The sequence below is a fragment of the Streptomyces tendae genome (genome assembly GCF_008632955.1).
In the GTDB taxonomy this organism is placed as follows: Bacteria; Actinomycetota; Actinomycetes; order Streptomycetales; family Streptomycetaceae; genus Streptomyces.
This window is the reverse complement of the sequence record NZ_CP043959.1, coordinates 4,061,965-4,075,947: the sequence shown is the minus strand read 5'-3', so window position 1 is coordinate 4,075,947 and position 13,983 is coordinate 4,061,965. Positions and strand designations below refer to the sequence as shown.

Below are 13,983 nucleotides of genomic sequence, written 5' to 3'. Positions count from 1 at the left end.
CCTCACATGTGCGGCGGAGGTGCCAGCGTGAAGTCCTCCGGCGCGCTCGGCGCGGTCGTGCGCCATCCGCGCGCGACGGCGGCCTCGGCGAGGCGCGGGCAGCCGAAGTAGCCGAAGGCGGCGGGCGCGTTGGGCAGCAGTCCGGAGACGAGGACCCGGGCGACGCGCAGCGCGGTCTCCGCCACGTCCTCGGTGGTGAGGTCGAAGGTCATGACACGGTGACCGCCCCCGCGCAGGGTGCTCTCCAGCCGTTCCCGGCTGCCCGGCTCGACCTCTGCGACGGATACCGTCCCGAGCGCGGGCCCGGTGAACCTCCGGGCCTCGACCGCCATCCGCTCGTCCAGCCACACCTGCACGTGTGCTCCCAGGTCCCGCACGTGCTCGAACTGCTCGCCGCACACGTCGAGGTAGCGGCCGTCGGCCCGGTGATCCAGGTACAGCCCCCGGGCGAGCAGCCCGGCTTCGACGGCCTGGAACACCCAGCCGTCGGGGTCGGTCAGGCCCTGGGTGAAGACCCAGGTGTGGACGGCTTCGAGGACGGCCTTGCGGGCGGCTTCGGCCGGATCGTACTTGCAGGCGAACCCGGCGGCGTACAGGCCGAGGCGCGGGTCGTGGACGAGCGCGGCCATGCAGGGGGCGAACTCCGAGTGCATCTCGACGATGTGGACGTCGAGCGCGGAGCCGGCGAGGTCGTCGGCGAGGCCGGGCACGCTCGCCGGGTCGATGCCCCGGGCCGGGCCGTCCAGGTGCCACCACAGTTCCAGGGCGTCGCGTTCGACGATCTCCAGCAGGCCGCGCTCGACGGCGTCGTCGAGGCCCTGTCCGGTGGCGATCCCCGCGTAGTTGAGGTGGTGGGTGCGGGGCAGCTCGCGCAGGTCACCTTGGCGCCAGTTGAGGTGGGTGAGCGAGACGGGTGCCCAGACCTCGGCGGCGGTCCCGTCGGGCAGTCGTTCGGTTCCCCGTGTCCACAGCGCGGGGGTGTCGGCGGTGAGCGGGCGGTAGGGGAACTTCGCGCGGGCGTACTGCCAGGGTGCGTAGGCGGGCAGATCGGCGGGGCCGTACAGGCGCAAGCCCTTGTCCGCCAGTTCGGCGGCGTGGCGCGCAGGGGTGCGTCCGGGTGGCCGGGCGGCGGCACACGGTTGCCGCAGTAGCGCTCCATCCCCTCGGCTATCGCGGCGACGCGCGCCTGCTCGGGGTCGCCGAAGGTGGTGCCGAGGGAGACCCGGTCGGCGGGCCACAGGCCGTGTCTGCGGGCGTCGGACACCTCGGCCGTGAGCGCGGTGTAGCGGGGCGGGGCGCCCGCGGGGTGCTCGACGGGCTTGACCCTGCGGACGATTCCGCAGACGGGGTCGACGAGCGCTTCCAGCGGCAGAGCCGTCATCGCAGGATCTCCTCGGCGGGGTCGGTGGGGGCGGGAGGGGACGGGAGGACGGGCAGGTTCAGCACCACGCTGTCCGGGTCGACCTCCCGACGGGAGGCGAGCAACTGTGCGGCCGTCATCGGGTCGTCCCCGGTGTGGGGTTGCGGGCGTGGGCCGGGAAGTGGTGTCCGGCGATCTCCAGGCGCAGCCGCGTACCGGCCCGGAGCCGACGTGCGAGCCGTCCGAGTCCGACGGTGAACGCAGTTTCCCGGCCGGCCGGTTCGGCACGCCGGACGACACCGACGGCGAGCCGCTCGGCGGTCCCGTCCGGTGGGAGCACGACGAGCCTGGCGGCCCAGTCGGCGGACGGTGTGTGGGCGGCGGCCCGCAGCCGCACACTGACGGGGCCGACGAGGTCGAGCGGACGCGGCGACGGCGGTGTGACCAGGAGGCAGCGGTCGGGCGCGCCGTCGGCGGGGACGGTCAGGTCGTCGGAGCGAACGGGCCGGGCGGGGTCGGCGGTGAAGGCGGAGCCGTGCAGCAGGCGCGTGCGGTGGGCGCGCGGTTCTCCCTCGGCGTCGGCGGGCAGCCATAGGCCGGCGCCGCCGAGCGCCAGTGCGCCGTGGCGGCCGGGGGCGAGGTCGCCGGTCAGGGCGCGGCGGGCCCAGCGCACGTACAGCTCGCCGAGGTTCAGCCGGTGGGCGGGTCCCGCGTCCGGCCCCGGAGCAGCGGTCAGGGGGTGCCCCCAGGGGCCGAGCAGCAGACGCGCCGAGGATCCGCCCCAGGCGCGCCACAGGGCGACGGTCTCCTCGGTGAAGTGGTCGTGGTGGCCACCCACCGCGAGCAGGGGCGGCCCGGCGTGCGCCGCCCGCACCACGAGGCGCCCGCGGTCGGGCCGGCGCCACAGCCCCGCCCACGAGGGCACGGGGCGTCCCAGCCGCTCGGGCAGGGCGGTCAACGGCAGGTGGGCGAGCAGGCCGGGGTCCTCGGCGAGGGCCTTGGTCAGCGCACTTTCGTCGGAGTCGCGCCGGTCGCCGTGGGCGGCCCACCATCCGGCGCGGGAAAGCAGCCGTTCCACGCCGGACGCCTCGCGGGCGGTCTCCGCCAGGCCGAGGGCGGGCACGGCCGCGACGACGGCGTCCGGCCGGGCGTCCCGGGGCGCGTCGAGGGCGAGGACGAGGGCGCAGTGGGCGGCGTAGGAGGCGCCGGCGGCCACCAGCCGCCCGTCGCTCCACGGCTGCCGCCGGATCCAGCGGACGGCCGCTGTTCCGTCCGCGGTCTCGTGCGCGTACGGGTGCCACTCCCCCGGCGACGCGAACCGCCCCCGCACGTCCTGGACGACGGCGGCGAACCCGTGGCGGGCCCAGCCACGCGCTTCGGCCTCGTGCCGGGTCCGGTCGTAGGGGGTGCGCACCAGGACGGTCGGGAAGGGGCCGTCACCGGCCGGGAGCAGGACGTCGGTGGCGAGTCCCCCCACAGCCGTGCTGAACGCCGTCATCCGTTCTTCCTCGGCATGGGCGCGACGTCGGGCACCGGCAGCACGGGGTGCTCGGTGACGGTCAGCGTGCGCAGGTCCACCTGTCGCAGTCGGCGCCGCACCGGGAGTCCCCCCGGGTCGGAGGCTCCGCCCGCCCACCGGCCGAGGTCGTCCGCGAGCAGTGCGGCGAGCAGCGTGGCGGCGGGCGCGGCGAGCCGGACCGGTGCGCCGGAGGTACGCGGTCCGCTCCAGTACGCGGCCAGTTCGCGGTGAGCGGGCGTGGCGGCGAGCCGACGCGACCGGACGTGCGCCGAGGTGACGTCCCCGGGAGCGGCGGCCACCGGCTCGACGTACGCCTGCCAGCCCTCGCGGTGGCAGCGCAGCCACGCGACACCGTGCTCCGGCAGCCGGTCGGCGGCGTCCCACAAGCCGTCCGGCACGGGTCCGTCCAGGCACCACACGACCGCGGAGGGGTGTCCGTCGAGCAGGTCCTCGATACCCACCGGCGAGCTGCCGGAGGCGGTCACGGCCGGAGTCGTACGGGGCCGCGCGCCCAGGGCGGCCAGTTGTACGGCGAGCGGTTCGGTCAGGACCGGGTCGCCGAGGATCCTGACATCCTGGCGAGCGGCGGGCCACTCCGGGCCCAACGGCCCTTCCGCCAGATAACCGGCTTCTTCGAACGCCCGGATCACGCGATCCGTCCCCTCGTCCAGCGGGCCCGGGGTCCCCCCGGTGAGCAGGGAGAGCAAGGCGTCCTCGTCGACGTCTGCTGTCCTGACACTGAAGAACTCCCCTGCGGGGGTGCGGACGGCAAGCCCTCGCCCTGGCACGGCGACGACCTCGGCACCGGGGACGAGTCGGCTACGGGACACGGCGATTCTCCTGTCGACGGGAGCGGGGACGGGCGTGGGCCCGCCCGGAAGGCATCGGGCGGGCCCACGGTTAGAGGGTGGCCAGACCCTCGCTTACTCCTCGGTGTCCTCGAAGGGGTTCTCGACGAGCGCGTTGGAGTGGGAGGCCGAGTCATGAGCCAGCTGACCCGGGTCGGCGATCGGCGCGAAGACCTGCTCGTTTTCCATGAACTCTCCTTCATCAGCAGGGAGATACGGCGTTCGGATGAGCGCCGTGACCTCACTCTAATGAATTTGATTTTCATATTCTAGAGCCGCGATGGGGTGATCTGGGTAACACACAGGCCACCCCCCTTCCGGATCCTCACCGACCCGGCCCGCCACCTGCAGCACCTCCGCCAGCAACCTCGGCGTGACGACCTGCTTCGGCGCTCCGTCGGCCACCACACGGCCCTCCCGCAGGGCGACGATCCGCTCGGCGAACCGTGCCGCGTGGGCCAGGTCGTGCAGCACCATCACCACTGTGAGCCCGCGTTCCTCCCGCAACCGGACCACGGTCTGCAGTACGTCGAGCTGGTGGTGCAGATCCAGGTACGTCGTCGGCTCGTCGAGCAGCAGGACCCGGGTGTCCTGAGCGAGCGCCATCGCGAGCCTGACGCGTTGCCGTTCGCCGCCGGACAGCGCGTCGACGTCACGTTCGGCCCACTCCTCCACCCCGACGTCGCGCAGCGCCCTGCGCACGGCGGGGTCGTCGTCCTCGCGCAGCATGCCCAGCGGACCGCGTGCCGCATACCGCCCCTGACGGACGAGGTGACGCACCGTCATGCCCGGCACGGCCGGAGCCGACTGGTGCAGCAAGGCCACCTTCCGTGCCGTGGCGCGTCTGGAAAGCCGCGTGACATCGTCCTCGCCGAGCAGCACGCGCCCTTCGTCGGGTTTCAGCAGCCCGGCGGCCAGCCGCAGCAGGGTCGACTTGCCGCAGCCGTTCAGACCGATCAAAGCGGTCAGTTCGCCCGGCCGGACGGTCAGGTCGACGCCCCGCAGCACGGGTCGTCCGGGGTAGCCGAAATGAACCCCCTCGACGTGGATCCCCACGGACTCGTTCATGCTCTGTCCTCAATTTCGACGTCAGAACGTACGGCTCGGCGTGCGGCGCACGACGAGCAGCAGCAGCGCGGCACCAAGGCAGGCGGTCAGCGCCCCGACCGGCAGCGTGAGCCGTCCGGAGTCCAGCGCCGTCGCCAGCAGCCGCGAGGACCACTGCGCCACCGCGTCCGCGCCGCACACCACGACCGCGCCTGTCAGTGCGGCGCCGGGAAGGCTCCGGCGCAGGTCCGCACCGAAGACGGCCACGGCCAGATGCGGGACGAGCAACCCGATGAAGCCCAGCGCGCCGACGGCAGCCACGGCGCCGGCGGTCAGGGCCACCGCGCACAGCAAGGCCAGGGTCCGGGCCCGGCGAGCGGAGAGACCGGCGGCGAGGGCGATGTCGTCCCCGCAGCGCAGCAGGGTCAACGGCCCCGCCAGCAGCCAGGCAGCAACCCCCCAGACGAGCGCCCATGGCCACAGCAGGTGCCAGTGCTCCCACACCCGGCCCTCCGTGGTGCCCACCAGCCACTGCACGACGCTGCCGAGCTCACCCGGCTCCACCAGCAGGACCATGGCGGTGAGACCGCCGAGCACCGCCGACACCAGCACCCCGTGCACGGCGGTCTGCGCGGGGTCACCACGCCCGCGGCCGGCGAGCAGCCACAGCAGCGCTGCTCCGGCACACCCGCCGGCGCACGCGGCGAGGACCACGGCCAGGGGCGAATGCCACCCGGCGAGCCCCAGGGCGGTCGCGGTGACGGCGCCGAGGACCGCCCCCGGGGTCACGCCTGTCACCTCGGGCCCGGCCAGGGGATTGCGCAGTGCGGACTGCAGGACCAACCCTGCCACGGCCAGACAGGCGCCCGCGCCGAGGGCAACCAGCAGCCTCGGCAGACGCAGTTGGAACAGGATGTGGCGCTCCGTCGCGTCACCGCCGCCGCTGAGGACGTCCCAGACCGCCCCCGGGGACATGCCGCGCCCGGCCACCAACTCCACCGCGGCGCACACGGCGGCCAGTGCCGCGAGGGACGCGAAACGCCGGGTCACCGTGGATCCTCCGTGCCGATCGTTCCGAGAGCCGGCGAGGTCGGGCCGCCGGGCCCGGGTTCGCCCGGGTGAGCGTGATGCGATGCCGCGGCGGGAGCTACTTCGTCCGCCACACCCGCAGCCGTCTTCCGCAGCTCGGACAGCTGCTCGCGCGCACCGACCGAAGCGGCCTGTCCGTGCCGGGCCGTCCGGCGGCGGCCGCCCGACCGCATCAGCGCGACGCCGGCCGGAACCCCCAGCAGGGCCGTCCACGCGCCGGCGGGGGTCTCCACGGGTGCCAGCGCCAGCCGGGCCGGGACATCGGCGACCGCCACGACGACCGCGCCCCAGGCCGCGGACCAGGGGAGCCAGCGCACCGCTCCCGCCGCGGGGGCGAACCAGCGGCTCAGGTGCGGGGCGAGGAACCCCACCCACGCGACGGGCCCGCACACGGCCGTCACCGGGGCGATCAGCACCACGGCGATGGCCAGCGCCGCCAGCCGGGCGCGCTGCGCTCGCACACCGAGCGCCTCCGCGTCCTCGTCGCCCAGCCGCAGGACGGACAGCACCGGCGCGCACAGCACGAGTGCGGGCACCGCGACGAGCAGCCACGGCCACAGGCCCGTCACGTCGTCCCACGTCCGGGCGGAGAGGGAACCGAGCAGGTAGCGGTAGATCAGCTGGAGGTCCAACTGGTCGGCCATGACCATCAGCACGAGCAGCGCGGCCTGCAACGCGGCCGCCACCGCCGCGCCGGTCAGGAGCACGGCGGACGGACTGCGCCCGATCCCGGCGACAAGCAACGTGAGCCCGCCACCGAGGGCGGCCCCGCCGATGGCCGGCAGAGGCTGGACGGCGGCGGGCAGCGAGAAGGCCAGCACCAGCGGAGCGGCCACCCCGAGCGCCGCCCCGGACGACACACCCAGCATCTCCGGAACCGCCAGTGGATTGCGCAGCGCCTCCTGGAGCACCAGTCCGGCCGCCCCCAGACAGGCTCCGGCGACCAACGCCAACAGCAGCCGGGGCAGGCGGAGTTCACTCACGACGATCCCGGCGAGAGTGGTGTCCCCCTCCAGCACGCGGCGACCAGCCGGTGCGGGGGACGTAGGGGTGCCGAGGCTGAGCGCGCAGACCGAGGAGACGGCCAGCAACACGACCACCAGAAGCGGTTGCCGCTTCCGCGCACCGCGCGACGGCCGCTCTTCGCCCGCCGCGGCGCGATCGACTACGGCGGGCGCTGAATGGGGCGTCCTCACCGCAGCGCGGCCGTGGCCTCGTCGAGCACGATGCCCAGCGAACGGGTGCCGCGCCCCTTGGCCCACACCTCTGAGTTCACCTCGTGGACGTCACCGTTCCTCACTGCCGGAATCTTGCTCCAGAGCGGGTTCCCGGCGAGCTTCTCGGACAGTTCGCCCTCCGCGTCGCCGAAGCTCAGCGTCTCGACGAACAGCACGTCGACGTCCTTGGCGAGGATCTCTTCGAGACTGTAACTGCCCTCCACACCCCGGGACTTCCACGGGTATTCGGCGATCTTGGGGAACAGACTGGCGGCCACGTCACCTTCGGGCGTCGCGACGCCGAAGTTCTCGTCACTGCCGTAGATGATGAGCGCGGTCTTGTCGCTCGGGGTCTTCTCGGCGGCGGCGAGCTTCGTCCGGAACGTCCTCTCCGCCTTCTCCCCCTGGGCGGTGCGGCCGGTGAGCGCGGCGGTGTCGCGCAGGTAGCCCACGCTGTCCTGCCACGTCTCGGGCTGCATGGCCCAGAACGTGGTCGCTCCCTTCAGCGCTGGGGCGAGCTTGCCGTGAGTGTCCCCGAGGCCGATCACGAGGTCGGGCCTGTGGGAGAGGATCGCCTCCACCTCCGGGGCGATGAAGCCGCCGGGGATGATGTCCACTTCCTTGGCCTTCTCCTCCCCCAGGAAGTCCGGGTGGGCGAGCAAAGCGCTGTTGGTGGCCGTCGGGACGATGCCCAGTTCGGTCAGGATGTCGTCGCACAGGGCGAACAGGCAGACGATCCGCTCGGGCTCCTTCTTCAGGGAGATCCTGACGCCGTTGGTGTCGGTCAAGTCCGTCGAGGCCTTGATGGGTTCGACGGTCACCTCCGTCCTCGCCGTGGGCTTGGCCTTTCCGTTCGCGGGCTCTTCGGGGGACGAGCCGCAGCCGACCAGGAGCGAGCCCACCGCCGCTGCGGTGAGCCAACTGCGGACGAATCTCGACGATGAGCGCAGCATCGATGCCCTCGCTTCTTCTCAGGTGCTGGGAACGCACTGAAGATACATGATAATCATTTTCACCAGACCGGTTTCTGGAGGACTCATGCCTGCCGACACACCCGTCCTGCTGGTCTCCGACCATGTGGCCGGAGCCGTACACCTGCTGACCGTGCCCGACGGTGCCGTGGCAGGACGCCTCACCGGCCGTCACCTTTCGGAGCACGCAGGGTTCTTGGCTCTGCCGGGCGGGCGGGCGGCCTGCGTCGACGACCGCCGCGGGGAACTGCTGGTGCTCAACCCCTACGCCGGGAAACTCGTGGAGCGCGCGGTTCCGGTCGCCGTGCCGGCCGAGCACCTCGCCTGCGACCCGTCCGGCCGCCGACTGGCCGTCACCACCGGCCTCGGCAAGAACAGCGCACCGTGGTCGGACCTCCTGACGGTCCTCGACCTGGTCACCGGAGAGGTCGCACGGGTGCGGACGCGCGTCGGCGAACCGGGCGTCACCGTGCTGGGCGAGGCCGACCCTCTGGTCGTACTGCGGCACCGGGAGCCCGGTGCGCTGGCCGTCCACCGGTTCGCGGACCTCCTCGCGGCTCCGCCCGGCTGCCCCCTGGTCACCCCTCACGCGCTCCTGCCGCTGCCGGACGACGGACACGGGGACGCACAGGCACCCGGTTCGGAGCAGGTGTTCGCGGCCACGAGCCAAGGAGTGCACCGGGCCCGCAGGAAGGGCGACAGCCTTGTCGCCGAGGCGGTCATTCCGTGGGCGGCGCCGGCTCGGGGCTGGTACCTCCGGCTCGACACCCGGCGTCAGGCGCTGTGGACCACGCTGCGCGGCGGCGACCCGGACCCGCTGCGCTGGCCGGAGTGGACCAACCAGGCATGGCACCACCAGCTGGGAACCGGCCGCACGCTGCTCACAGACCTCGGTCCCGGGCTCGTCTTCCGGCTGGCTCTCGCCCGGCACCACACCGCCTTCACCCGTGTCCATCCCGACGGCGACGAGCTGATCCTGCTCGGCGCCTTCGGCACCGTCCGCCACTTCCCCCTGCCCGGTATGGACGGTGCTCCACGTCGCGGCGGCACTCCTTGGGAGGGCGTCCAACGCCGCGCGGTGGCCGCCTCACCGGGCTCCGACTGGATCGCCGTCACCCGGGGCGGCCACGGCGAGGTGCACATCGTCGACGCGGAGACCGGCCACGAGGCGGCGCGTCCGCGGCTGAGCACACCGCTGCATCACGGCGGCCACCTGACACTGCGTGTCCGGGACGACGGCGCGGACGGTGATCCCGTGGGTCGGTGACGGGCTGAGGGCCGACGCGAACTCAGCCGCGACGAACCCCTCGGCGAACGCGTACGCGTCGATTGGGACGGAAGTACCGCCCGTCAACGCGGCCTGGAGCGATCCACCACCACGTGGCACCACATCGGGATCGCAGCGCCGCTGAGAAGCACTTCCGACAGCGATGCGTAGCTGTCCGAAGGTAAGTGACCGGTCCGGCGTGCGCGGACGTGCGCACGCAGTGCGGGGACAGCTCGCGCAGCCTCCAGTGGGAGCCGGACTCGGCCTGACCCGGCGGCGGAGGGGGCAACAACTCCTCCGACGACACCGGCGAAGAGGGCGCGGAGACGACCGTTCTTCGGGCACCGGAGCGGCCGGTGATGACGAGCATCCGGCCTCGGTTCCTCGGACGGCGACGGCTCAACGGCCCATCCTGCGCTGCGAGACCAGCTCTTCGTCAGATGAGCAGGAGAACTCGGGGTATCCGCAAGCCGATGACGCTGTCCCGACTCCGCTTTCGAGGAGGTCTGCGCTGTGCTGTCGCTCAAGCGCTTATTCGACCGCAGTCTGACCGCACAGGCCGTCCTGGTGTTCCTGCTGGGACTGGGTATCACGGCCTTGTTCCGCAGAGACGAGCACCCGGCTGTCTGGGTGCTCCATAGCGCTCTCTACACCGGGATCGCCATGGCGTTCCTGGCCGTACAGCGCCGCCGGGCCGCCCGAGCCGTGGGCACCGACGCGGGCGGACTCGCGGATCTGAACCGAAAGATCCGTCACCATGAGGTACCGCAGGAACCCGAGGAACAGGCGGCCGTGCGACGGCTGGTGGCCGAGCAGCTCGACCAGATGGAAAGGGCCCGCAAGTGGCTGCCGTACTGGCTCGGCGCCATGGGCATCGTCGCGATCGGCCTGGTCGTACTCGGGGCCTTCAGCGGGTCCCTCGTCTTCCCCCTTGTCTTCGCGGCCGGCATGGTCGCGCTGTGCTTCTGGGTTCTGTGGATGCGCCGCCGCACCCTGGAGCGCCTCCACTGGATGCGCCAGGCCGTGCAGCACAAGTGAGCGCCGGACCGCCACTACCGGGGGCGGTGACGGCGAGGCCCACATCGTCAAGGTGGAGAGCGGCCACAGCGGCCCGCGGCGGGCCGCTGCGGCGAGGGCATGTCGCGCCGTCAGTGTCCGGCGACGACGCCCGACAGTTCGTTGGTGCTCTCCGGCAGGGTGACGGAGGTGATCTTCTTCCCCGTGTCCAGGTCGATGGCGTGCAGGGCCTTCTTGCCGGGGTCGGAGACGTACGCGGTGTGGTCCCGGACGAACAGGGTGGGCCGGGCCTGCTGCCAGTCCGGCGGCTCCTGCCACTCGCCCACGGCGGGGATCTTCTTCTCGATCTTGCCGGAGTTCTGGTCGATGACGTGGATGGCGCCGTCGGTGCCGAGGACCAGGGCCTCGCCGTGCGGGCCGCGGGCCAGTGAGCGGAAGGAGTAGCTGGTGCCCAGGTCCACCAGGCGCAGCTTCTTCTTCTCGGTGTCGATGAGGGAGACGCGGGTGGGCCGCTCCAGCTCGGCCTCGGGGTCGGTCTTGTAGTCGCCCAGGAGGATCGGTGAAGCATCACTGCCGGCCTGGTTGCCGATGCGGCCGTAGTCGTCGGGGGCGTCGATCTTGGTGAACTTGCCGTCCTTGTAGATCAGGACACCGTCCTCGCACCCGACGGCGACGGCTTCCGCCTTGGCTGCCGCCTCGCCGTGGACGCCGGGGCAGTTCTCGTTACGTGCGATCTCCTTGTTGTTCTCGTCCAGCACCAGCGCGCCGGTGCGCTTCTCCTCGGTGCCCAGGGTGCTGAGGAGTTCGCCGTTGGCCAGTTCGATGGCGACACCGTGGTGTGCCTCGGCGGAGGTGTAGGTGCGGCCTTCCGGCTTCTTGCCACGGCCCAGGTCGGCGGGGTCGAAGACGTTGACCTCTCCGGTGCCGTCGGTGAAGAGCACGGTCTTGCCCGCGTGGCGTACGACGTGGCCGGGCTTGGCGCCCTTGTACTCGATGTCCGTGAAGGTCTGGCCGGTGGCGTTCAGGACGCGGAAGCCGCTGTCGGTGGAGACGATGACGTGGTCCTCGTCGCCCGCGGGGTTGACCCGGTTGAAGCCGGGGAGCTCGATGGCCGTGGCGAGCTTCAGGCTCTCCCCGTCCAGGATGTAGAGGCCGCCGTCGAAGGTGGCGACCAGCGGGTTCTTGACCGCTGCCGCGGGCGTGGCGCTCGTGGTCCCGTCGGTCTTGGCGTCGGCGGAGGAGGAGTCACCCCCTCCGCAGGCGGTCAGAACGGTGGAGGCCGCCAGGGCGAGTGCCGCGCCCATGAAAGCTCTGCTGCGTATGGACTTGTTCATCTGTGTGCTCCTTTCCGCGCCGCCCGGTGGCGGCGGTGTGGTGTGACGGTGTGGGCCGGTCTGCCGGCGGGCAGGGAGACGCTGCAGGTCAGGCGCCGGTCAGGCCGTGGACCATGGCGGTGGTGTTGGCGCGCATCATCCGCAGGTAGGTGTCGGCGCCCTCGCCCTTGGCGGTCAGCGACTCCGAGTACAGTTCGACGACCCGGACCTGGCCGCGCATTTCCGTACGCAGTACCTCGGCGAGCCGTTGGGGCTGGGAGGAGTCGGCGAAGACGGTGCGTACGTCCGCCCTCTCCATCGCCTCGGTGAGTGAGCGGAGGTCCGAGGAACTGGGTGAGGCCAGCGTGGTGCCGCTGGGGATGACCGCGCCGATCACCTGGAAGCCGAAGCGGTCGGCGAGGTAACCGAAGACGTGGTGGTTGGTGACCAAGGCCCGCTTGCCCTCCGGAATGCGGTCGAAGGACTTCTCCATCCAGGTGGTGAGCTCCGCGAGCTTCTCGGCGTAGCGGTCGGCGTTGCCGCGTATCGTGTCGGCGTCCACGCCATGGACGTGCTCGATGATCTGATCGGCCATCAAGGCGGTGACCTTGCGCACCCGGTCGGGGTCGGTCCAGAAGTGCGGGTCGGGCTGTCCTTCCTCGCCCTCGGGACCGCCGTCGTCGGCCGTGTGGAAGGTGAGCGGCCCGGCCGCCTCGCCGGCCGCGAAGGTGGCGACGCCGGACTCGCGGGCGGCGTCCACGTGCCGCAGTACGTTCTCCTCGAGTCCCAGGCCGTTGTAAACGACGAGGTCGGCCTGTTCCAGCTCGGCGGCCTGCACCGCAGAGAGGCCGAAGGAGTGCGGGTCGGCGCCCGGCTTCATCAGGACGGTGACGTCGGCTTCGTCACCGACGATCTCCCGGGTGACGTCGCCGAGGATGTTGGTCGTGACGACGATGCCGGGCCGGTCGTCGCCGGTGGTGCAGGCGGTGGCGGTGGCGGCCACGGCGAGAGCCAGCAGGCCCAGGATCAGGCTGCGCAGACGTGCGATGCTCACCCTCGCGCGCTGCTTCGCCTCGGTCCGGCTCATCGTCCGGTCTCCGCCATGAGGACCGGCTTGACGTCCAGGTCGAAGGAGCGCGCGATACGCAATCCGTCGTTGTAGTCGATTTCGAGCACCTTCTTTCCGTCGGGGTCGTTCACGTAGGCGCGGCTGCGGTCGACCTCGATGACGGGGGCGCCGCCGTCGGTGCCGGCCCGCTTCCCTCCCGTCAGAAGCGGCTCGGTCCGCGCGGTCTGCTTTCCGGTGGCGATGTCGTAGCCGTGCAGCGAGCCGTCGGTCTCCAGGACGAGCAGTGGGGAGCCCTCTCCGGCTGTGTTGGCCGCGACGACCGGTCCGGTCTCCACCCGGGTCCAGGTCCGCTCCGCGACGTCGAGGACCCATACGGCGTCGTCTCCGGCCGGGGCGGTGAGGGTGTCGCTGCCGGGACGATGCCGGAAAGCGGTGGCCCGCTCCTTCGCCGGCACATGCCGTCCGTAGGGGATCTCCTCGGCGGTGAAGGCGCCACCCTGAGCCCGGACGAGCAGGGCGCCGCCGGCGCAGCCCAGGATCACGCCGCGCCGGGTGACGGCGTCTCCTCGCGGCTCCTCGCACTTCACATCCGGGGAGGCGACGCGCGCACCCTCGCGGTCGAGGACGACGAGCTTGGTTGCACCGCTCTCGTCCGCGAAGGCGAGCAGGTGCTCCTCGTACGGCACGACGGCGCCGCTGTAGGTGCGCGGCAGCGTCCGCGAGGACTCGATCCTGCCCTTCTCCAGCTTGCTCCGGTCGTAGAGGACGGTGCGCCCGCCCTCGCTGGTCACCGCGGTCACGACGGCGTCGCTGCGCACCTGTGCCCGGCTGTCCACGGGAAGCTCACCGACGTCGCGAATCGCCGCGCTGTAGTAGTGGACATGGTCCCCGTGGTCCACCGTCCAGGCGCCGCTGTCGAGCACATGGATGCCGCCGGAGGCGTGGAGGTAGCCGAACCTGCCGTCCGTTCCCAGCCGGACGGTTCCCTTCACCTGGGCGGTCCTGTGCACCTTGCCGGTGATGAGGTCGAGAACCCTGCTGTCCCCGCTGTCGGGGTCGTTCAGGAGGAGCCGGGACTGCGGCTCGGCGGCCTCCTGTGCTCCCTCGACGTACCCGTGCGGAGTGGCGGATGAGGAAGTCGCTGCGGGAGTGGAGTCGTTGTCCTTGTCTCCCGCGCAGCTCGTGGCGAGCAGCGCGGTGAGCACCAGGGCGGCCGAAGCCCACGGAGTGACGATTCTGCGGACGGTCATGGCGATCGCCTCAGGC

Annotated in this window: 11 protein-coding genes and 2 pseudogenes; 2 read left to right on the top strand and 11 right to left on the bottom strand. The window is 72.2% G+C overall.

Annotation, left to right across the window (positions count from 1 at the left end):
• Positions 1 to 2: 2 nt before the first annotated feature.
• The 8 genes and pseudogenes from F3L20_RS18675 to F3L20_RS18645 form a co-directional block, all read right to left on the bottom strand.
• Positions 3 to 1,381 (bottom strand): annotated as a pseudogene (locus F3L20_RS18675) (YcaO-like family protein).
• A pseudogene (locus tag F3L20_RS18670) lies at positions 1,378 to 2,858 on the bottom strand (CocE/NonD family hydrolase). The pseudogenes F3L20_RS18675 and F3L20_RS18670 overlap by 4 nt, the downstream one beginning before the upstream one ends.
• A complete protein-coding gene (locus tag F3L20_RS18665; protein WP_150155347.1) occupies positions 2,855 to 3,709 on the bottom strand; it encodes a hypothetical protein in 855 nt (284 codons plus the stop codon). The pseudogene F3L20_RS18670 and the gene F3L20_RS18665 overlap by 4 nt, the downstream one beginning before the upstream one ends.
• 93 nt (positions 3,710 to 3,802) lie before the next feature.
• On the bottom strand, positions 3,803 to 3,916 hold the full coding sequence (gene amiA / locus F3L20_RS34725; RefSeq protein ID WP_240449383.1) for a streptamidine family RiPP: 114 nt from the start codon (positions 3,914 to 3,916) through the stop codon (positions 3,803 to 3,805).
• 57 nt (positions 3,917 to 3,973) lie between these two features.
• Positions 3,974 to 4,795 carry an ABC transporter ATP-binding protein gene (locus F3L20_RS18660; protein ID WP_150155346.1) on the bottom strand — a complete coding sequence of 274 codons (822 nt, stop codon included), beginning with the start codon at positions 4,793 to 4,795 and terminating at the stop codon, positions 3,974 to 3,976.
• Positions 4,796 to 4,816: 21 nt separating this feature from the next.
• A complete protein-coding gene (locus F3L20_RS18655) occupies positions 4,817 to 5,824 on the bottom strand; it encodes a FecCD family ABC transporter permease (RefSeq protein ID WP_150155345.1) in 1,008 nt (335 codons plus the stop codon).
• On the bottom strand, positions 5,821 to 6,963 hold the full coding sequence (locus F3L20_RS18650; protein WP_150155344.1) for a FecCD family ABC transporter permease: 1,143 nt from the start codon (positions 6,961 to 6,963) through the stop codon (positions 5,821 to 5,823). The genes F3L20_RS18655 and F3L20_RS18650 overlap by 4 nt, the downstream gene beginning before the upstream one ends.
• Positions 6,964 to 7,055: 92 nt before the next feature.
• Positions 7,056 to 8,033 (bottom strand): ABC transporter substrate-binding protein, encoded by a 978-nt coding sequence (locus F3L20_RS18645; RefSeq protein WP_150155343.1) that lies wholly within the window; start codon positions 8,031 to 8,033, stop codon positions 7,056 to 7,058.
• An 85-nt stretch (positions 8,034 to 8,118) separates the two neighbouring features.
• Between F3L20_RS18645 and F3L20_RS18640 the strand changes: the two genes are divergently transcribed.
• Together F3L20_RS18640 and F3L20_RS18635 are read left to right on the top strand one after the other, a co-directional pair.
• Entirely contained in the window at positions 8,119 to 9,318 is a 1,200-nt protein-coding gene (locus F3L20_RS18640) for a hypothetical protein (RefSeq protein ID WP_150155342.1), read from the top strand.
• 513 nt (positions 9,319 to 9,831) lie between these two features.
• Positions 9,832 to 10,356: a hypothetical protein gene (locus F3L20_RS18635; protein ID WP_150155341.1), complete on the top strand. Its 525-nt coding sequence runs from the start codon at positions 9,832 to 9,834 to the stop codon at positions 10,354 to 10,356.
• 110 nt (positions 10,357 to 10,466) lie between these two features.
• Here F3L20_RS18635 and aztD read toward each other — a convergent pair whose 3' ends face one another.
• From aztD to F3L20_RS18620, 3 genes are all read right to left on the bottom strand, one after another.
• The gene (gene aztD, locus F3L20_RS18630) at positions 10,467 to 11,669 is read right to left on the bottom strand and encodes a zinc metallochaperone AztD (RefSeq protein ID WP_150155340.1); all 1,203 of its coding nucleotides are present in this window, start codon (positions 11,667 to 11,669) and stop codon (positions 10,467 to 10,469) included.
• A gap of 88 nt (positions 11,670 to 11,757) precedes the next feature.
• The gene (aztC, locus tag F3L20_RS18625) at positions 11,758 to 12,735 is read right to left on the bottom strand and encodes a zinc ABC transporter substrate-binding protein AztC (protein ID WP_150155339.1); all 978 of its coding nucleotides are present in this window, start codon (positions 12,733 to 12,735) and stop codon (positions 11,758 to 11,760) included.
• Complete coding sequence (locus F3L20_RS18620) at positions 12,732 to 13,967, bottom strand: hypothetical protein (RefSeq protein WP_150155338.1); 1,236 nt, start codon at positions 13,965 to 13,967, stop codon at positions 12,732 to 12,734. The genes aztC and F3L20_RS18620 overlap by 4 nt, the downstream gene beginning before the upstream one ends.
• Positions 13,968 to 13,983 lie beyond the last annotated feature (16 nt).

Coding starts and splice junctions, on each gene's coding strand:
- amiA (WP_240449383.1), bottom strand. CDS start 3,916: ATGGAAAACGAGCAGGTCTTCGCGCCGATCGCCGACCCGGGTCAGCTG.
- F3L20_RS18660 (WP_150155346.1), bottom strand. CDS start 4,795: ATGAACGAGTCCGTGGGGATCCACGTCGAGGGGGTTCATTTCGGCTAC.
- F3L20_RS18645 (WP_150155343.1), bottom strand. CDS start 8,033: ATGCTGCGCTCATCGTCGAGATTCGTCCGCAGTTGGCTCACCGCAGCG.
- F3L20_RS18640 (WP_150155342.1), top strand. CDS start 8,119: ATGCCTGCCGACACACCCGTCCTGCTGGTCTCCGACCATGTGGCCGGA.
- aztD (WP_150155340.1), bottom strand. CDS start 11,669: ATGAACAAGTCCATACGCAGCAGAGCTTTCATGGGCGCGGCACTCGCC.
- aztC (WP_150155339.1), bottom strand. CDS start 12,735: ATGAGCCGGACCGAGGCGAAGCAGCGCGCGAGGGTGAGCATCGCACGT.
- F3L20_RS18620 (WP_150155338.1), bottom strand. CDS start 13,967: ATGACCGTCCGCAGAATCGTCACTCCGTGGGCTTCGGCCGCCCTGGTG.